Annotated in this window: 15 protein-coding genes; 7 read left to right on the top strand and 8 right to left on the bottom strand. The window is 67.0% G+C overall.

Going from position 1 to position 19,472, the window contains the following annotated elements; genetic code table 11:
* Nucleotides 1–308: 308 nt before the first annotated feature.
* The 3 genes from CBM2588_RS24095 to CBM2588_RS24085 form a co-directional block, all read right to left on the bottom strand.
* Nucleotides 309–2,792, bottom strand: coding sequence for a GcvT family protein (locus CBM2588_RS24095; protein WP_115683714.1), 2,484 nt, complete (start codon nt 2,790–2,792; stop codon nt 309–311).
* 125 nt (nt 2,793–2,917) lie between these two features.
* Nucleotides 2,918–4,387, bottom strand: coding sequence for a coniferyl aldehyde dehydrogenase (locus CBM2588_RS24090; protein WP_115682832.1), 1,470 nt, complete (start codon nt 4,385–4,387; stop codon nt 2,918–2,920).
* Nucleotides 4,384–5,292, bottom strand: a complete 909-nt coding sequence (locus tag CBM2588_RS24085; protein ID WP_115682831.1) for a sterol desaturase family protein — start codon at nt 5,290–5,292, stop codon at nt 4,384–4,386. The genes CBM2588_RS24090 and CBM2588_RS24085 overlap by 4 nt, the downstream gene beginning before the upstream one ends.
* A 123-nt stretch (nt 5,293–5,415) precedes the next feature.
* On the opposite strand from CBM2588_RS24085, the gene CBM2588_RS24080 reads away from it, so the two are divergent.
* Nucleotides 5,416–6,324 (top strand): LysR family transcriptional regulator, encoded by a 909-nt coding sequence (locus CBM2588_RS24080; RefSeq protein WP_306437252.1) that lies wholly within the window; start codon nt 5,416–5,418, stop codon nt 6,322–6,324.
* Between the two features lie 30 nt (nt 6,325–6,354).
* On the opposite strand, the gene CBM2588_RS24075 is transcribed toward CBM2588_RS24080, so the two are convergent.
* From CBM2588_RS24075 to CBM2588_RS24055, 5 genes are all read right to left on the bottom strand, one after another.
* Nucleotides 6,355–7,206 (bottom strand): EamA family transporter, encoded by an 852-nt coding sequence (locus CBM2588_RS24075; RefSeq protein ID WP_115682830.1) that lies wholly within the window; start codon nt 7,204–7,206, stop codon nt 6,355–6,357.
* 112 nt (nt 7,207–7,318) lie between these two features.
* Complete coding sequence (locus tag CBM2588_RS24070; RefSeq protein ID WP_115682829.1) at nt 7,319–8,452, bottom strand: 2-aminoethylphosphonate--pyruvate transaminase; 1,134 nt, start codon at nt 8,450–8,452, stop codon at nt 7,319–7,321.
* 37 nt (nt 8,453–8,489) lie between these two features.
* Nucleotides 8,490–10,328 carry a putative 2-aminoethylphosphonate ABC transporter permease subunit gene (locus CBM2588_RS24065; RefSeq protein WP_115682828.1) on the bottom strand — a complete coding sequence of 613 codons (1,839 nt, stop codon included), beginning with the start codon at nt 10,326–10,328 and terminating at the stop codon, nt 8,490–8,492.
* Nucleotides 10,319–11,455, bottom strand: coding sequence for a putative 2-aminoethylphosphonate ABC transporter ATP-binding protein (locus CBM2588_RS24060; protein ID WP_115682827.1), 1,137 nt, complete (start codon nt 11,453–11,455; stop codon nt 10,319–10,321). Before CBM2588_RS24060 ends, CBM2588_RS24065 begins: the two co-directional genes overlap by 10 nt.
* Nucleotides 11,456–11,548: 93 nt before the next feature.
* Nucleotides 11,549–12,583 (bottom strand): putative 2-aminoethylphosphonate ABC transporter substrate-binding protein, encoded by a 1,035-nt coding sequence (locus CBM2588_RS24055; protein WP_115682826.1) that lies wholly within the window; start codon nt 12,581–12,583, stop codon nt 11,549–11,551.
* Nucleotides 12,584–12,847: 264 nt separating this feature from the next.
* Here CBM2588_RS24055 and CBM2588_RS24050 point away from each other — a divergent pair, with 264 nt between their 5' ends.
* From CBM2588_RS24050 to CBM2588_RS24025, 6 genes are all read left to right on the top strand, one after another.
* On the top strand, nt 12,848–13,564 hold the full coding sequence (locus CBM2588_RS24050; protein ID WP_115683712.1) for a phosphonate utilization associated transcriptional regulator: 717 nt from the start codon (nt 12,848–12,850) through the stop codon (nt 13,562–13,564).
* Nucleotides 13,565–13,625: 61 nt separating this feature from the next.
* Nucleotides 13,626–14,888 (top strand): phosphonoacetate hydrolase, encoded by a 1,263-nt coding sequence (gene phnA / locus CBM2588_RS24045; protein WP_115682825.1) that lies wholly within the window; start codon nt 13,626–13,628, stop codon nt 14,886–14,888.
* Between the two features lie 62 nt (nt 14,889–14,950).
* The gene (phnY, locus tag CBM2588_RS24040) at nt 14,951–16,414 is read left to right on the top strand and encodes a phosphonoacetaldehyde dehydrogenase (protein ID WP_115682824.1); all 1,464 of its coding nucleotides are present in this window, start codon (nt 14,951–14,953) and stop codon (nt 16,412–16,414) included.
* A 256-nt stretch (nt 16,415–16,670) separates the two neighbouring features.
* Complete coding sequence (locus CBM2588_RS24035) at nt 16,671–17,426, top strand: DeoR/GlpR family DNA-binding transcription regulator (protein WP_092310324.1); 756 nt, start codon at nt 16,671–16,673, stop codon at nt 17,424–17,426.
* Nucleotides 17,427–17,711: 285 nt separating this feature from the next.
* Nucleotides 17,712–19,055: an NADP-specific glutamate dehydrogenase gene (gene gdhA / locus CBM2588_RS24030; RefSeq protein WP_115682823.1), complete on the top strand. Its 1,344-nt coding sequence runs from the start codon at nt 17,712–17,714 to the stop codon at nt 19,053–19,055.
* A 91-nt stretch (nt 19,056–19,146) separates the two neighbouring features.
* On the top strand, nt 19,147–19,452 hold the full coding sequence (locus tag CBM2588_RS24025) for a DUF1272 domain-containing protein (RefSeq protein WP_115682822.1): 306 nt from the start codon (nt 19,147–19,149) through the stop codon (nt 19,450–19,452).
* Nucleotides 19,453–19,472 lie beyond the last annotated feature (20 nt).

Here is a 19,472-nt window from a genome sequence, read left to right as displayed (position 1 = left end):
TCCTTGGGGGTTGCGCAAGATTGCGCGGCAAGGGCAGCCATCCGCGGGCCAGCCCGGGGGCTGGCGCGGATACGGTTCAGGTGTTCAGGGGACGCGGCCGCGATGGTGCGGCCGCTGCAGGGCATGGCGTGCCGCCAGTCACTACGGCTGCGGCGCGGGTGAATCGGGGCGGGGCATGGTTGTCATGGTCCTGGCGCTGAACGGCTGCGCTGACCCCGCGATTGTCGCCGTGGCCTAGGGTTTACCTCAAGGCGGGGCGTTGAATAACGGTTATCAGCCGGCGCGAATATTCCCCGCCGGCTTTCCGTTCAGGCCCTGGGCCTTGCCGAGGCCGGATCGTAGGGCGCCCGCAGGTGCACGCGCGCGGGCAGCAGGGCGCCGGCCAGGTCGACGTGGTAGCTGCCGGCTTCCAGCCACGCCGCATCGGCCGGCCCGTCCGCGCGCGCCAGCAGCGCCATGCCGACCGGGCAGCCCAGCGTATGCCCGAACGCGGCGGAACTGAGCGATCCCACCGCGCGCACGCTGCCGTCGGGGCCGGTGCGCAGCACGGCTTCGCCGCCCCACAGCATGGCGTCGCTGGCGCCGTCGACCGTCACCACCACCATGCGCCGCTTGGGCGCGCCCGCCTGGCGCAGCCGCAGCAGCGCTTCACGCCCGCGGAAATCGATGCCGCTGGCCAGCTTGCAGGCGAACGACAGTCCCGCCTCGAACGGATCGACCGACGGCGACAGCTCGCGGCCCCAGGCGCGGTAGCCCTTTTCCAGCCGCAGCGACTCGATCGCGTAATAGCCGGCATTGACCAGCCCGAGCGCGCGGCCGGCCTCATGCAGGGTGTCGTACACGCCCACGGCGAATTCCACCGGCACGTACAGTTCCCAGCCCAACTCACCGACGTAGGTCAGGCGGGTCGCGCGCACGGTGGCGTAGCCGAGGTCGATCTCGCGCGAGCTGCCGAACGGGAAGCCCTCATTGGAGAAATCCGCGCGCGATACCTTCTGCAGCAGCTCGCGCGAGCGCGGTCCCATCACCGCCAGCACCGCGTACTGGCCGGTGACGTCGACGATCACGCAGCGCTTGTCGGCGGGAATCAGCCGCTCGATATAGCTGAAGTCGCGCGTGGTCTGCGCCGACCCGGTCACCACCAGGTACTGGTCGTGCGCCAGCCGCGTCACGGTCAGGTCGGACTCATAGGTGCCGCGCTCGTTGAGCATCGCGGTATAGACGGTCTGCCCGGGCGGCACCGCCACGTCGTTGCTCATCACATACTGCAGCACCGCCTCGGCGTCGGCGCCCTTGACCAGGTACTTGGAGAACGAGCTCATGTCGAACAGCGCCACGCCCTCGCGGCAGGCGCGGTGCTCGGCGCCGCTCCACGGCAGCCAGTTCTGCTGGCCGAAGGCGTATTCGATCTGTGGCGATGCACCCGGCGGCGCGAAGAAGTTGGGCCGCTCCCAGCCCATCTTGCTGCCGAAGCTTGCGCCGGCTTCGCGCAGCTGCGCAAACAGGGGAGAGCGGCGGAACGGCCGCGCGCTCTCCAGTTCGCGGTTCGGCCACGGCATCGCGTAATGCAGCCCGAGCGTTTCCTTGACGCGGTCGTGCAGCCAGCACTGGTTGCCGTTGAAGCCGGCGAAGCGGCGGATATCGACGGGCCACAGGTCCATGGTGGGCTCGCCCGCGACGATCCATTCGGCCAGCGCCATGCCGGCGCCGCCGGCCGAGGCGATGCCCATCGAGTTGAAGCCCGCGCCGACGTAGAAGTTGCGCAGCTCCGGTGCCTCGCCCAGGATGAAGTTGTTGTCCGGCGTGAACGATTCCGGGCCGTTGTAGAACTGCTTGACCTGCGCGGTTTCCAGCGCCGGCACGCGCACCAGCGCGTTTTCCATCAGGATCTGGAACTGGTCCCAGTCATCGGGCAGCAGCTGGAACTCGAACGGCTCGGGGATGCCCTGCATGCCCCACGGCTTGGCGTCCGGCTCGAAGCCGCCCATCACCAGCCCACCCACTTCCTCCTTGAAGTAGATAAAGCCGTCGGGGTCGCGCATCACCGGCAGGTCGGGATGCACGCCGGCAATGCGCTCGGTGACGATGTAGTAGTGCTCGGCCGAATGCAGCGGCACGGTCACGCCGCACATCAGCCCAACCTGGCGCGCCCACTGGCCGGCGCAATTGACCACGATCTGCGCATCGATGCGGCCTTCCTCGCCGGCCTTGTTGCGCCAGCTGACGCCGGTGGCGCGGCCATCGCGGGTGTGGACCGCGATGGTCTTGGTGTCCTGCGCGACCACCGCGCCGCGTGAGCGCGCGCCACGCGCCAGCGCCTGCGTGAGGTCCGTCGGGTTGGCCTTGCCGTCGCCGGGCAGCCACACCGCGCCAAGCAGATCATCGGTGCGCATCACTGGCCACAGTTCGCCGGCCTGGGACGCAGAGATGACTTCGCATTCAACACCATAGGCCCGCGCCACCGCCGCGGTGCGGCGCAGTTGCGTCATGCGCTCAGCCGTGCGCGCCACCGACAGCGACCCGCATTGCTTCCAGCCGGTGCCAAGGCCGGTCTCCGCTTCCAGCTCGCTGTAGAGGCGGGTCGAGTAGCGGATCAGCTTGGTCATGCTCTCCTGCGCGCGCAACTGGCCGACCAGGCCCGCTGCGTGCCAGGTCGTGCCGCACGAGAGCTGCCCTTGCTCAAGCAGAACCACGTCTTTCCAGCCCAGCTTGGTCAGGTGGTAGGCCACGCTGCAGCCGATGATGCCGCCGCCGATGATGACGACGCGGGAGTGGGAGGGCAGTGGGGGCATGTAGGGCACCTTGGGAACGATGATCAGCGTGTGGCTGAATCTTATTCCACAAAATGCCAAATAACAACGCAAAATGCAACATAGCTCGCGAGGCCGCGCGGCAGCGGCAACTAAAGCGCCGGAGGTCAGAAGGGCCCTTTCACCTCAGGATCGCCATGTCCGGCGAACAGCTTCAGCGTCAGGCGCTGCGCAAGGTTGCCATACGGCGGAAGGAACAAGCCGATGGGAAAGAAGCGATGCCGCTTGAACACGGTGCGCGCGTGCGACAGTTCCCGGAAACCCTCCTCGCCGTGATAATTGCCCATCCCTGACTGGCCGACGCCACCAAAGGGCGCATCGTGGTTGACCACGTGCCAGGCCCAGTCGTTGATCGTGACCCCGCCGGAATGCGTGCGCGCCAGCAGCTTCTCGCGTTCAGGCTTGTCATGGCTGAAGCAGTACAGCGCCAGCGGGCGTGCTTGCCGCTGCACCATTTCAATTGCTTGCTCGTGCGTGTCGTAGGGCACCACGGGCAAGACGGGGCCGAAGATTTCCTCGCGCATCAGGCGCATCTGCGGCGTGCAATGCGTGACGATATGGAGTGGCATGCGCCGCCCGCTGCCAACCTCGCCGCAGGCGATGACCGTCGCGCCCTTGGCGCGTGCATCGTCCAGCAGGTCCAGTATCCGCGCCGCGTGGCGGTCGGTGGCCAGCGCTGTGTAGTCGGCGTTGGTGTCAGTCAGCTTGCCGAACAGTTTCCCGAAACTCTGCTGCAATGCCTCGACGAAGGCGTCCACCTGTTCTCGCGGCACCAATGCATAGTCAGGTGCCACGCAGATCTGCCCGCAGTTGATCCCCTTGCCATGGGCGATGCTTCTGGCGGCCTCGCGCACCGGATAGTCGCGCAACACGATGGCAGGCGACTTGCCGCCGAGTTCCAGCGTGACCGGCGTGAGATTGCGCGCTGCCTGGGCCATGACAATGCGGCCCACCGCCGGCGAGCCGGTGAAGACAATGTGGTTGAAGGGCAGGGCGGTGAAGACGGCGGGATCTTCCAGCTCCTCGCCAATCAGCGCAACATGGTCCTCGGCGAAGACCTCGCCCAGCATCTTCCTGAGCGTGGCGTTGGTGGCCGGAGTGGTCTCCGGCATCCTGATCATGACGCGGTTGCCTGCCGCCAGCGCTGTCACCAGCGGCCCGAGCGACAGATAGACCGGGAAGTTCCAGGTGGCGATAACCCCGACCACGCCCTTGGGCTGGTATCTCACCTGGAGGCTGTTGGTCGCAAACAGCAGTTCGGGCCTGCGTCGGCTCGGGCGCATCCAGCGGCGCAGGTGCGAGATCGCGTGCCGGATTTCGAGCGTGGTCGGCAGGACTTCCAACATCTTGGTTTCGGCCACGGCCCGCTCGCCGAAGTCGCGCGAAATTGCCTCGGCCAGCACGTCCTGGTAGCGCAGCAGTTGCCGCTTGAGTGCGTGCAGGTGGTTCCGTCTTGTGCCGGCGTCCGGGCAGGTGTCCTGCAGGAAGGCTTGCTGCTGGGCAGCGAATAGCGCTTCCACGCGGGCATGCTCAATGGCCTGGCTGGCCTGCTGATCTGTCAGCGCGCGGTCATTCATGCCGACCTCCGCTGTTCGGTGGCCTGCGGCAGCGCATCGGATCGGGTTTCCTCTTCGGCATAGGCGCGGCCGCCAAAGCGCAGCGCGGAATGTTCGCGACGAGACTGGCACAGCGGGTAGAACATCTGGATGAACCAGCGCTCCTGGCCAAAGATCAGATCGTCCTGCAAGCCGACCTTGGCCGGGTACTTGCGCGTGATGTGGGCGGTGCCGAACAGGATGTCCCAGAAGAACAGGAGATTGCCGAAGTTGCCCTTGTAATGCCCGATGCCGTCCTCGTTGGTCAGCGCGTGATGGGCCCAGTGCGTGGCAGGCGTCGAGATGGTCCGTTCCAGCAGCCACATCAGCGGGCGCAGCACACGGATCCTGTACAAGGGCTCGTCCCAGCGCCATGCGCTATGCGCCCCGAGAATCACGGCGATCTTGATGACGAAGTAGACGCCGTAGACCTTGGCAAAGCCGAGGTACAGCAACACACCCGCGAACCAGAGACCCGGCATCATCAGGTAATAGAAGAAGTTGTTGCGGTACGTGATGCGGATGCTCATGTATTGCGCGGTGTGGTGCGCGCGGTGCAATGGCCACAACAATGGGGTATGCGAGATCCGATGCCACCAGTACTGGGTCAGGTCATCGCAAACCAGCAGGATCGCGGCCATGGCCCACCACGGCAGGTCCGCCCAGGCGCCACGCTGTTCCGGCATCAGCCACGTGCAAAGCACGTTCGTGGCGAGCAAGAGCAGCGGCTGCACGACCGCCAGCAAGCTCAGGAACATGGCCAGTTCCAGCCGGGTGTCGTCCTGTGTAGCGTGAACGCTATCTTTGTAGCGCCGTGTGACGATCTCCAGCCCGGCAAAGCCAAGCATGAGTGTCACGATCAATATGTTCTGTAGCTGCGGACTCATGTGGGTGTCTCCGATCTCGCTTTATGGCCTGTATGACGCCAGCGTCCGGATGACTGTAGGCTTGCCGTGCTAATGCGTCCAATGCATACATTCGCAATGTTCTAATGCGTTGAGAGCATTGAAATGATGGACCTCCGCCGCCTCAGTCATGTCCTGGCGCTTGCCGATGAGTTGCATTTCGCGCGGGCGGCGGAGCGTGTTCACCTTAGCCAGCCAGCCTTCAGTCGCAGCATCCAGGCCATTGAAGGCGACCTTGGCATCCGCCTGTTCGATCGCGACATCGGAGACGTGCGGCCAACCCCGGCCGGCGAATTCGTGGTCGCGCGGGCGCGGCGGCTGCTGTTCGAGGCACGCTGCCTGCAGCGCGATGTCGATCTCTATCGCGACAGTCAGTTGGGCGACACGGCATTCGGCATCGGGCCCTTCCCGGCCGCGACCCTCTTGCCGCTGGTGCTGACCGAATTGCGCCGACTGCATCCGGAGGTTGCCTTGCGCGTGGAGGAGAGCAACTGGCAGCAGTTGCTGGAACGCCTGCGCGCCGAGGATATCGAGTTCTTCGTCGCCGATGTGCGCGACCTGCCCGATGACGCGGCGCTGGATATCCGTCCCCTGGGAAAGCAGCGCGGCGACCTCTACGTCCGCGCCGCGCATCCGCTTGCCGGACGTCAATGCTCATTGAAGGACGCCTGGGCGTACGGCATCGCGGCGACGAAGCTGCCAAGCCCGGTGCGAGCTGCGCTGGCAAGGTTGCTTGGTTTACCTGCGGGCCAGGAACCCGTCCTTGCGCTGGAATGCGATGACATTGCCGTGCTCCGGCGCGTGGCGTTGTCCACCGACACGGTGCTTGCCGCGACGCAGGTGTCGATGCGGGCAGATGTTGAGTCAGGCGCGCTGTTGCCGCTGCAAATCCGCGGGCTGCCCTCGCTGTATTCCGAAATGGGAGTGGTGAGCCTTCGCAACCGGACGCCATCGCCGATGGCGCAGAATGCCATCGCCTGCTTCACGCGGGTAGCCCGCGAAATGAACCGCTAGCTGACGCGGATCGCCACGGGAAAATGATCCCTACCGCGCCATCTGCAGCGTCACAATGCCCGCAAGCACCAGCGCTGTGGCAATCAGCCGGCGCCGGTCGAACGCCTCGCGCAGCAGGAAGTGCCCCAGCAGCGCGGCGAAGATCACGCTCGACTCGCGCAGCGCCGCCAGCTTGGCCACCGGCGCGAGCGTCATGGCCCACAGCATCAGCGCATACGAGCCTACGCGGTTGATACCGCCGATGCCGGCGCGCTTCCATTCCGTGCGCAACAGCGCCAGCAGTGACGTGCCGCGGCGGGCAAAGGCATAGCCCGGCATGAACACATGCGACATCGCCTGCAGCCAGACGATGTAGGTCAGCACCTCGCCATGGCGCTTGACCGCGGTGCCGTCGATCACGGTGCCGCCCGCCAGGCAAGCCCCCGCCAGCAGCGCGAAGCCGAGCAGGTCGGGCGCCTGCCGGCGCCAGTGCACCAGGCTGACCAGCCCGCAGCAGATCAGCGCGATGCCGGCATAGCCGCCCGGGCCCAGCCGTTCGCTGCCGGTCAGCAACAGCAGCATCGCCACCATCATCGGCGCCGAGCCGCGCATCAGCGGATAGGCCTGGCTGAAGTCGCCGCGGTTGTAGGCGGCCACCAGCGACAGCTTGTAGACCACCTCCAGCGCGACCGTGGCCAGCAGGAACGGCCATACCTGCGGTGCCGGCACGGGCACCAGGAACAGGAAGGGCAGCGCCACCAGCAGGCAGAAGGTGTCGATCAGCGCCATCGACGACAGGCGGTCGCCGCCGATCTTGACGATGGCGTTCCACGACGCATGCATCAGTGCCGACAGCATCACGGCGGCAAAGGCGAGGCCGTGGAAATCGGGGGGGAGGGACATGAAGGGTAGTTGTTCTTGTGATCTGCTGGTGCATTCGTACGCCCGCTTGTTTGCTCCCCTCTCCCGCGCGCGGGAGAGGGGAGCTTGCTGCTGGGCGTTGGAGGAATATGAGCTACGCCGCCTCCGCCAGCCGCCCCTGCATCTCGATCCCCATCTCCCTCAGCACCTCGCCGATTGCCGTCACCACGTTGCGCATCTCGTTGTCGTCGATCGCGCCGATGCAGCCTACGCGGAAAGTTTCCACCTGGGTCAGCTTGCCCGGATACAGGATGTAGCCGCGCTCGCGCACCTTGGCGTAGAAGCTCTTGAAGTCATAGCGCGCATCCGCCGGCGCGTGGAAGGTGACGATGATCGGGGCCTGCACCGCCGCCGGCAGGAAGGCGCGGAAGCCCAGCGCCGCCATGCCCTGTACCAGCGTGTCGCAGTTGCGGCGATAGCGCGCGCCGCGCACCGGCTGGCCGCCTTCTTCCAGGAACTGGTCCAGCGCCGCACGGAACGCGGCCACTACGTGCGTCGGCGGGGTGAAGCGCCACTGCGTGGTCTTCTGCATGTAGACGTACTGGTCGTAGAGGTCCAGCGCCAGTGAGTGGCTGTTGCCCTGGCTGGCTTCCAGCACGTCTTTTTTCACCAGCACGAAGCCCATGCCGGGAACGCCCTCGATGCACTTGCCGGTGGCGGCCACCAGCGCGTCGAAGGGCATGGTGCGCGCATCGATCTCGATCGCGCCGAACGAGCTCATGGCATCGACGATCAGGCCCTTGCCCAGCCGCTGGCACAGCAGCGCGATGTCCTGCAGCGGGTTGAGCACGCCGGCGCCGGTCTCGCAGTGCACCTGCGCCACGTGCGTGATCGACGGATCGCGCCGCAGCGCTTCCTCGATCAGCGCGGCGCTGGCGGGCTGGTCTTCCGGGATCGGCAGCTCCACGCTGGCGCGGCCGAGCACCTTGCAGATCTTCAGGATGCGCTGGCAATAGGCGCCGTTCTGCGGCACCAGCACCTTGCCGTCGCGCGGCACCACGTTGGCGATGGCGGCCTCCACCGAGAAGGTGCCGCTGCCCTGCATCGGCACGCAGACATGGGTGCCTTCGCCGTGGACGATACGCACCAGGTCGTCGCACAGGCTGCGCGTGATGGTGTTGAAGGCGGCGTCCCACGAGCCCCAGTCGCGCAGCATGGCCTGCTTGGTGGCGAGCGAGGTGGTCAGGGGGCCGGGGGTCAGAAGGATCGGGTCGTTGCCGCGAATCATGTTGAGCTCCTGATTGGGAAGGCTTGGAAAGGGAAGGTCAGTCGTTGCCCTGGCCCTGGCGCCAGGCCTGGGTCTTGCAATCGAGCACGCGTTGCAGCAGGTAATAGAGCAGGCAGGCGCCGGCCGAGGTCAGCACCACCAGCGTGGCCATGGCCGCGGCCGGGCCGATGTCGCCGGACTCGTCCAGGTTGACGATCTCGACCGAGGCCAGCTTGGTGTCGGCGCCGTACAGGAACACCACCGCCGAGACCGTGGTCATCGCGTTGATGAACAGGTAGCGCGAGATCTCCAGGATGGCGGGCAGGCAGGCCGGCACCGTGACCTTGAAGAAGGTCTTGTAGAACGGCACCTTGAGCGATGCCGACACGGCCTCGAACTCGCTGTCGAGCTGCTTGAGCGCGGTCACCGCGGTCAGGTGGCACGACGCGTAGTAGTGGACGATGGTCACCAGCACCAGGATGCCCAGGGTCTGGTACAGCCCGTGCAGCGGATTGGCCTGCGGCACGAAGAAGAAGATGTAGCCCAGCCCCAGCACCAGCCCCGGCACGCCCATCGGCAGCACCGCCATCAGCCGCACGAAGCCGCGCAGCCAGTCCATGCCGCGGGTCTTCTCCAGCAGGTAGGCGGTGGCGAAGATGAACACCGGCCCGATCACCGCGGCCAGGCCCGCCATGCGCAGGCTGTTCAGGTAGGAATCGACCACGCCGCCCTCGACCAGCCCGACCCGGTAGTGGTTCAGCGACAGCGAGAAGTTGTACGGCCACAGCTTGACGAAGGACGCGTACACCGCCATGCCCATCACCGCCAGCATCAGCGCCGCCATCAGCCAGCAGAACACCGCCATGGCCAGGTCGAAGCGCGGGCTGCGGCGCGGCACGTAGGGCACCGAGCGCGCCGACATCAGCGCCATCTGGCGGCGCTGCACGCGCGCGTCGACGCAGTAGGTCACGGCCACCGGCACCAGCAGCATCAGCGACACCACCGCGCCCTGCGAGAAGTCCTGCATGCCGATCACCAGCTTGTAGATGTCGGTCGCCAGCATATGGAAGTTGCCGCCGATCACCTTGGGAATGCCGAAGTCCGAGATCGCATAGGTGAACACCACCATCGCGGCGCTGACCAGCCCGTAGCGCGCGCCCGGCACGGTGATGGTGAAGAACTTGCGCACGGTCGAGGTGCCCAGCGCATCGGCGGCTTCATACAGCCGCGCATCCGTCAGCGACAGCGCCGTGATCAGGATCATCAGCGCGTGCGGAAAGGTGGCGAACACCAGCGACGCGACGATGCCCAGCGGCCCGTAGATCTGCGTGCTGCCCATCCACGGCTTGAGCAGGCCCTGGTTGCCGAACCAGAAGATGAACGAGATCGCCGCCAGCAGCGAGGGCGCCAGCAGCGGGATCAGCGCCAGGTTGCGCAGCAGCCCCTTGCAGGCGATGCGGCTGCGCGTGAGCGCATAGGCAAAGCCGAACGCCAGCGGCACCGTGATGCAGGTGGCCAGCGCCGAGACCCACAGGCTGTTCCAGACCGAGCGCAGCAGCGCGGGCGATTCGAAGTAGGCGCGGAAGTGTGCGATGCCGGCGAGGGTGCCGTCGCGGTTCTGCACGCTCTTGGCCAGGATCATCACGATCGGCGCCAGCACGAAGCAGGCCAGCGCCAGCGCGGCCAGCGCCAGCAGCACATGGGCGAGGCGGTCGGTCCAGTGCGCGCGCACCGCGCTGGCGACCAGCGCGGGCGAGGCCGGCGATGCGGGCAGCGGGGGCTGCGCGCCGGGGTTGGCGGGCCCCGCCGGCGCGCTGGCCGAGGCGGGGGCTAGGGTATCGGTAGCCGGCAGGGAGGCAGACGTGGTGGCCGGCGCCGCAGTGAGGCTCATGCGCATGCGTGGCGGAAGATGCGGATACGGTCAGCGGGAATGGCCAGGCGCAGCCGGTCGCCGGTGTGCGGGCGCAGCTCGTGCAGGTCATTGAGCGAGAGGTCGGCATACAGCGCGCCGCCGGCCGCGGCACCCGCTGCCGCGGGCCCGGCATCGGGCAGCCGCAGCGTCAGCCGCGAGAAGGCGCCGAGGAACTCGATCTTGTCGACGGTGGCTTCCAGCACGTTGGGGCCATGCTGTTCGATGCCGCGCACGCAGACATCTTCGGGGCGGAAGAACACCTGCACGTCCTCGTCGGGGCAGCAGCCCGCCGGCGCGGCGCAGCGCATGCGCACGCCGCCCAGGTGCAGCTCGCCGTCGCCGCAGACGCGCGCGCCCAGCATGTTGGTCTTGCCGACGAAGTCCGCCGCGAACGGCGTGGCCGGGCGCTGGTAGACCTGCGCCGGGGTGCCGACCTGCTCGATCGCGCCCTGGTTCATCACCACGATGCGGTCCGCCATCGACAGCGCCTCTTCCTGGTCGTGCGTGACCAGGATGGTGGTGATGTTCAGGCGCTGCTGCAGCGCGCGGATCTCGCTGCGCAGCCGCACCCGCACGCGCGCGTCGAGCGCCGACAGCGGCTCATCCAGCAACAGCAGGCCGGGCGAGGTGGCCAGCGCGCGCGCGATCGCCACGCGCTGCTGCTGGCCGCCCGACAGCTGCGCCGGGTACTGGTTGCCGCGATCGGGCAGCCCCACCAGCGTCAGCAGTTCCGCCACGCGCGCGCGGCGCTGGTCGCGCGGCATGCGCCGGTTGACCAGGCCGTAAGCGACGTTGTCGGCCACGGTCAGGTTGGGGAACAGCGCATAGGACTGGAACACGATGCCGTAGTCGCGCTCCATCGGCGGCAGCGTGGAGATATCGCGCCCGCCCTGGTGGATGGTGCCGGCGTTCTGCGATTCCAGCCCGGCGATGATGCGCAGCAGCGTGGTCTTGCCGCAGCCCGACGGGCCCAGGAAGCACAGCAGCTCCCCCTGGCGCACGTCGAGGTCGATGTTGTGCAGGGCGACGAAGGCGCCGCTGCTGCCGCCGAAGCGCTTGTGGATGCCTTTCAGGCTGAGATAGGTCTCGGCCGTGGATGTGGAGGTCTGCATGGCGTGGGGCCTGGTGTGTTCTGTTGGGGGACCCCGGCGCCGCCCGCCAGCGAGGCGGGCCGGCGGCGCCGGTACAAAACGGCGCTCAGGCGCTCAGGGCTGCTTCTCCGACTTGCTGGCGTAGCGCTTCTGCCATTCGGTCAGCACCCTCTCGCGGTTTTTGGCGATATAGCCGAAATCGTTCTTGACCAGCATCTGCTCGTAGTTGGCCGGGATGGTCTCGACCTTTCTTGCCACGCCGGGGTAGGCCACGATGGCCCAGTCCTTGGCGAACAGCTGGTTGGCTTCCTTGCTGGCGAGCCAGTCCAGGTAGCGTTGCGCGGCCTCCATCTTCTTCGTGCCCTTGACGATGCCGGCGGCCTCGATGTCGTAGCCCAGGCCCTCCTTGGGGAAGATCATCTCGATCGGCGCGCCCGCGGCCAGGGTCTTGTGCGCGCGCAGCTCGAACGAGATGCCGATCGGGAACTCGCCCGAGCCGGCCTGCTTGCAGGGCTTGGACCCCGAATGCGTGTACTGGGCGATGTTCTCGTGCAGCGCGTCCATGTACTTCCAGCCTTCCTGCTCGCCGTAGAGCTGCAGCCAGGCGGTCACGTCGAGGAAGCCGGTGCCGGACGAGGCCGGGTTGGGCATCACGATGGTGCCCTTGTAGACCGGCTTGGCCAGGTCCTTCCAGGTGTCGGGGCGGGGCAGGTTGCGCTTCTTGGCCTCGATGGTGTTGAAGCAGATGGTCGCGCCCCACACATCCAGCCCCACCCATGACGGCGGCGTGGCCTTGTCGCTGTAGTCGCGCGTCAGCTTTTCGAAGCCCTTGGGGGTGTAGGGCGCGAGCATCCCTTCCTGCTTGAGCAGTTCCAGGCTCGACGCCGCCAGCCCGGCGATCACGTCGGCCTGCGGGTTGGCTTTTTCCGCCAGTGCCTTGGCGGTGATCACGCCGGTGGAATCGCGCACGTACTTCAGCTCGATATCGGGCGCCACCTTGGCGAAGCCCTCGGCATAGGGCTTGAGGGTCTCGGTTTCCCACGCCGTATAGACGGTGAGGGTGGTTTTCTGGGCCAGCGCGGTGCCGGAGGCGGCTAGCGCAAGCAGGGTGGCGGCGGTGCGCAGGGTGGTGGTGAAGGACGGTTGCATGGGGACTCCTTCCGGCATTGTAGGTGGAGAAATGTGTCAATGTGGTGAATCTGTTGCAATGCCATGGGGCGCGCTGCACAACATCGAATCACCGTAAAACCCTTGTGCTACAACACTTGCAAGACATGTGCCAAACTTTTGGCGCTTGCTTCGTCACCCATCTGACTGCGCCGATGTCTTGATTGTTGACAATATACAAACCGCTTGCTTTAATGGCAACAAGGATTTTCGATACTGCTGAATCCGTCACAAACGGGAGTGTTCATGTCACGCCAAGCCCCGCTGGCGAGCGAAATCACCATCCTGCAGAGCCAGTCGCTGACCACCCTGGTGCAGCGCGAGCTGGAGTTGCGGATCATGTCCGGCGAACTGGCGCCCGGCGCCAAGCTCAATGAGATCGAAGTCGCGGGGCAGCTCAATGTGTCGCGCGGTCCGGTGCGCGAGGCGTTCCGGGCGCTGGAGCAGGCAGGCCTGCTACGCACCGAGAAGAACCGCGGCGTGTACGTGCGCGCCATCTCGGTGGAGGAAGCCGATGAGATCTATCAACTGCGCGCGGTGCTGGACGAATTCATCGGCCGGCAGCTGGCCGCGCGCATCACGACCGAGAGCCTGCGCGAACTGCGCGCCCTGGTGGAGGCGCTCGACGCGGCGAGCCAGGCGCGCGATGTCGATGAATACACGCGGCTGAACCTGGCCTTCCACGACCGCATGGTCGAGCTGGCCGGCAACCGCAAGCTGCTGGAGACCTACCGGCGCCTGGTCAAGGAACTGACGCTGTTCCGGCGCGAGGCGCTGTCGCGCAGCCACGCCGCCATGCCCGATTCCACCCGCGAGCACCGCGCTATCGTCTCGGCGATTGCCGCGCGCGACGGCGAACTGGCGGCGCGCCTGATGCGCGAGCACGTCGAGCGCGGCCGCGCGCGCATGCATGCCGCGGTGGCCCCGGCGGGCCCCGGCACCGGCATCGATAGCGCCGCCTGAACCTGACCCAATCCAATTCAGCTACCGCCTTACCGACCGCGATCCCGCACAGGAACCGACCATGCCCGATACCAACGCCCGCACCATCACCGTCAACCAGCGCAGCTATCGCTGGATGCAGCAGCCCGTCGTGGTGGTCTGCGTCGACGGCTGCGAGTTCGATTACCTGGAGGCCGCCGCGGCCAGCGGCCGCGCGCCTTACCTGAAGCGTCTGCTGGAAGCCGGCTCCGCCTTCCGCGGCGCGTGCGTGGTGCCGACCTTCACCAACCCCAACAACCTTTCGATCGTCTGCGGCGCGCCGCCCGCGGTGCACGGCATCTGCGGCAATTACTTCTTCGACCGCAGCGCCAATGGCGGGCGGGGCGAGGAAGTGATGATGAACGATCCCAAGTACCTGCGCGCCGGCACCATCCTGGCCGCCTTTGCCGAGGCCGGCGCCAGCGTGGCGGTGGTCACCGCCAAGGACAAGCTGCGCCGGCTGCTGGGCCACGGCATGCGCGGCATCTGCTTCTCGTCGGAGAAGGCCGACCAGGCCACGGTGGCGGAAAACGGCATCGACGGCGTGCTCGAGCTGGTGGGCATGCCGGTGCCGGACGTCTACAGCGCCGAGCTGTCCGAGTTCGTCTTCGCCGCCGGCGTGCGCCTGATGGAAACGCGCCGCCCGGACCTGATGTACCTGTCCACCACCGACTATATCCAGCACAAGTTCGCGCCCGGCTCGGACGGCGCCAATGCCTTCTACGCGATGATGGACAAGTACCTGGCGCGGCTGGACCAACTCGGCTGCGTGGTGGCGCTGACCGCCGACCACGGCATGAACGCCAAGCATGACGAGGCCACCAAGGCGCCCAACGTGATCTACCTGCAGGACCAGCTGGATGCCTGGCTGGGCCGCGGCGTGGAAGACGGCGGCGCGCGCGTGATTCTGCCGATCACCGATCCCTATGTGGTCCACCATGGCGCGCTGGGCTCTTACGCCACCATCTACCTGCCCGACGATGCCGACGCTGCCGCGATCCAGGCGCGCCTGTCGGACCTGCAGGGCGTGGAAAGCGTGCTGACCAACGCCGACGCCTGCGCGCGCTTCGAGCTGCCGCCCGACCGCGTCGGCGACCTGGTGGTCACCAGCGACAAGCACGTGGTGCTGGGCACCAGCCGCAGCCGCCACGACCTGTCCGGCCTCGACGCGCCGCTGCGCTCGCATGGCGGCGTGTCGGAGCAGACCGTGCCGCTGGTGTTCAACCGCGCCACCGCCGGCATTCCCGGCAAGGCCGTGCTGCGCAATTTCGACATCTTCGATGTCGCGCTGAACCACCTGCACTGACCGTCAGGATCACAACGGCGGTGCGAACCGCCGCCTGAACACGCATTGACCGGAGGAGACTCATGAACGCCCCCCAATTTCCCGCTGGCGCCGTCAGCCCCCATTTCCGTGCCGAAGCGCTGCGCATCGACGGCCAGAAGATCGTGCGCGAGCGCGTCATCGAAGTGCGCAACCCGTTTGACGGATCGCTGGTGGGCACCGTGCCCAAGGCCACGCTCGAGGACGTGCGCCGCGCCTTCGAGGTGGGCCAGGCCTACCGCGCCACGCTGACCCGCTACGAGCGCGCCGCCATCCTGAACCGCGCCGCGGCCTTGCTGCGCGAGCGCACCGAGGAGGCCTCGGACCTGATCACGCTCGAATCCGGCCTGTCCAAGAAGGATTCGCTATACGAGATCGGCCGCGTCGCCGACGTGCTGGGCTTTGCCGCCACCGAGGCGCTGCGCGACGACGGCCAGCTGTTTTCGTGCGACCTGACGCCGCACGGCAAGAAGCGCCGCGTGATGACGCAGCGCGAGCCGCTGATGGGCGTGATCAGCGCCATCACGCCGTTCAACCACCCGATGAACCAGGTCGCGCACAAGGTCGCGCCGTCGATCGCCACCAACAACCGCATGGTGCTCAAGCCATCGGAAAAGGTGCCGCTGTCGGCGTTCTACCTGGCCGACCTGCTGTACGAAGCCGGCCTGCCGCCGCAGATGTTCCAGGTGGTCACCGGCGACCCGCGCGAGATCGCCGACGAGCTGATCACGCACCCGGCGGTGGACCTGGTCACCTTCACCGGCGGCGTCGCGATCGGCAAGTACATCGCCAGCAAGGCCGGCTACAAGCGCGTGGTGCTGGAACTCGGCGGCAACGACCCGCTGATCGTGCTCGACGACGCCGACCTGGACCGTGCCTCCGACCTGGCGGTGCAGGGCTCGTACAAGAACTCCGGCCAGCGCTGCACCGCGGTCAAGCGCATGCTGGTGCACCAGGCCGTGGCGGCGCGCTTTACCGAACTGGTGGTGGAGAAGACCCGCGCCTGGAAGTACGGCGACCCGATGGACCGCGGTGTCGACATGGGCACCGTGATCGACGAGCAGGCCGCGCAGCTGTTCGAGGCCCGCGTCAACGAGGCGGTGGCGCAGGGCGCGCGGCTGCTGGTCGGCAACCAGCGCCGCGGCGCCAGCTATGCGCCCACGGTGCTGGACCGCGTCGATCCGTCGATGACGGTGGTGCGCGAGGAAACCTTCGGTCCGGTTTCGCCCATCATCACCTTCCGCGATGTGGACGATGCCATCCGGATTTCCAACGGCACCGCGTTCGGGCTGTCGTCGGGGGTGTGCACCAACAATATCGAGGCCTTCACGAAAATCGCCAATTCGCTGCATGTGGGCACCGTCAACCTGTGGGAGGTGCCTGGCTACCGGATCGAACTGACGCCGTTCGGCGGGATCAAGGATTCTGGGCTGGGGTACAAGGAGGGGGTGCAGGAGGCGGCGAAGAGCTTTACCAATTTGAAGACGATTACGTTGCCGTGGGGGTGAGGCACCGCAATGCATGACCTGACCGCTGGTTGACTCCCTCTCCCGCTTGCGGGAGAGGGTTGGGGAGAGGGCGGGAGCGTCGACGAAGTGAAGGCTGTCAGTGTGCCAGCGCCTGCCCTCTCCCCCGGCCCCTCTCCCGCAGGCGGGAGAGGGGTGCAAACCAGCAGCGGTCGTCTGCGGGTCATGGTGCCTTGGCATGCGAAGGATAGGCTGCGCTAGAATCAGCCCCCAAGTCCCCGACCCTTCCGGAGTCCCCGTGCTCGCCGAACAACGGCAGAAATATATCCTCGACCAGCTGTCCGCGACCGGCGCGCTGGCCATCAGCGAGCTGGTGAGCGAGCTCGACGTATCGCGCGAGACCATCCGCCGCGACCTCAATGCGCTGGCCACGCGCGGGCTGCTGGTGCTGACCCATGGCGGCGCGCTGGCGCCGGACCGGACCGAGCCCGATACCCAGACCCGCGCGCAGGTCAATGCCGAGGGCAAGCGCGCCATCGGCGTGCGCGCGGCCGAGTTGGTGCGCGACGGTGCCTCGCTGATCCTGGACTACGGCACCACCACCCATGCGGTGGCGCAGGCGCTGCACGGGCACCATAACCTGCTGGTCTACACCAACGACCTGGCCATCGCCCAGCTGCTGGGCCGGCGCAACGGCAACCGCGTGATCGTGCTGGGTGGCGAGCTGCAGGACAACGAAGACGCCACCCATGGCTGGGACACCATCGAGCAGCTGTCGCGCTACCACACCGACTTCGCCTTTATCGGCATCGGCGGCATCACGCCGCGCGGCGAGATCTGCGACTTTTCCCGCGCCGCGGCGGAGTTGCGCAGCCGCATGCTGCTGGCGGCCGACGTGGCCTGCGTGGTCGCCGACCACACCAAGTTCGGCCGCAACACCGGCGTCACCATCAAGCATGCCGAACTGGCCGCCTGGGTGATTACCGACATGGCGCCGGAGCCGGAGCTGGGCGCGGCGCTGAAGGAACGGGGCAACAAGCTGCTGATAGCCTGACGGTCTCGCCAGGCCAGGGCCGGGCTGTCCGCTGTTCGCACGCAAATCCGTCCGCCCTCGGACCAAAATGCGGCTTTGACGCCGCTGTCACAGGTGTTTTGACTGTCCTGTGCCCCATGGTGGTGCTAAAGTGCTGGGTTGTCGGACCGGCACGGTCAGCCGTGCCCGTCCGATAAACCGGAGGCGACCCACCTTCCATCGGCGCAACGCCACACGGCACCGCAGACCGGCATCCAGCCGGCAAGGCTGCCGCATCCTGCCACTCCAGCACAGCAAGAGACATCCGTGAATTCTCCTTCCCTTGACGCATTTCTGGCGGGGGTTGCCCGCCGCGACCCCAATCAACCCGAATTCCTCCAGGCCGTGAAGGAAGTCATGATGACGCTGTGGCCGTTCGTCGAGCGCAATCCCCGCTACGCCGACCAGGCCCTGCTCGAGCGGCTGGTCGAGCCCGAGCGCGTGATCCAGTTCCGCGTGGCATGGACCGACGACCAGAACCGCGTGCAGGTCAACCGCGCCTTCCGCGTGCAGCACAGCTCGGCCATCGGCCCGTTCAAGGGCGGCATGCGCTTCCACCCGACCGTGAACCTGTCGGTGCTGAAGTTCCTGGGGTTCGAGCAGACCTTCAAGAACGCGCTGACCACGCTGCCCATGGGCGGCGGCAAGGGCGGCTCGGACTTCGATCCCAAGGGCAAGTCGGACGGTGAAGTGATGCGCTTCTGCCAGGCGCTGGTGACCGAGCTGTACCGCCACCTGGGCCCGGATACCGACATCCCGGCCGGCGATATCGGCGTGGGCGCGCGCGAAGTCGGCTTCATGGCCGGCATGATGAAGAAGCTGTCGAACCAGTCGGCCTGCGTGTTTACCGGCAAGGGCCTGGCCTACGGCGGCAGCCTGATGCGTCCCGAGGCGACCGGCTACGGCACGGTCTACTTCGCGCAGGAAATGCTGCACCGTCGCGGGCGTGGCTTCGACGGGCTGCGCGTGCTGATTTCCGGCTCGGGCAACGTGGCGCAGTACGCGGCCGAGAAGGCGATCGAGCTCGGGGCCAGGGTGCTGACGCTGTCCGATTCCGGCGGCGTGCTGCACTACCCGCAGGGCATGACCACCGAGCAACTGGCCGAAGTCATGGCCTTCAAGAATGAAGAGCGCGGCCGCCTGTCGGACTTTGCCGCCCGCCACGGCATGAGCTTCGAAGCCGGCCGCACCCCGTGGCACGTGCCCGCCGACGTGGCGCTGCCGTGCGCCACCCAGAACGAACTCGACGGCAACGATGCCGAGACCCTGCTGGGCAATGGCGTGATCTGCGTGGCCGAAGGCGCCAACATGCCGTCGACGCTGGAGGCGGTGGACCGCTTTGTCGAGGCCAGGATCCTGTACGCGCCGGGCAAGGCCAGCAACGCCGGCGGCGTCGCGACCTCGGGCCTGGAGATGTCGCAGAACGCGATGCGCCTGTCCTGGCACCATGCCGAGGTCGACGAGAAGCTGCACGCGATCATGAAGGACATCCACCAGAACTGCATCCACCACGGCCAGAAGGCGGATGGCTACATCAACTACGTGGAAGGCGCGAACATCGCCGGCTTCGTCAAGGTGGCCGACGCCATGCTGGCGCAAGGCGTGATCTGACCTGAAGCAGCGGCCGGCGCCATGCCGGCCGCGCGGAATCCGGCTACGATGGCGGTCCCGAACCGCTCATCCAGAAAAGGAGCCATGCGCCATGCTGGAACTCAGACCAGGCTGCGAACACTGCAACAAGGCCCTGCCGCCGGATTCCGCCGAAGCGCGCATCTGCTCGTTCGAATGCACCTTCTGCGCGGGCTGCGTCGAACTGCTCGGCAATGTCTGCCCGAACTGCGGGGGTGGTTTCGCGCCCCGGCCGGTGCGACCGGCGCGCGACTGGAAGAACGGCAACTACCTGGGCAACAACCCGGCCAGTACCAAGGTCAAGCACCGGCCGGTGGACCTGGCCGCGCATGCCCGCCTGGTCGAGGCGGTGGGGCAGGTCCCGCCTGAGCGGCGCTAGCCGCGCGGTTTCGCTGAGCG

Source organism: Cupriavidus taiwanensis (assembly GCF_900250075.1).
Taxonomy (GTDB): domain Bacteria; phylum Pseudomonadota; class Gammaproteobacteria; order Burkholderiales; family Burkholderiaceae; genus Cupriavidus; species Cupriavidus taiwanensis_C.
Note: the sequence above shows the minus strand (reverse complement) of the source record. Positions and strands in the feature narration are given on the sequence as shown.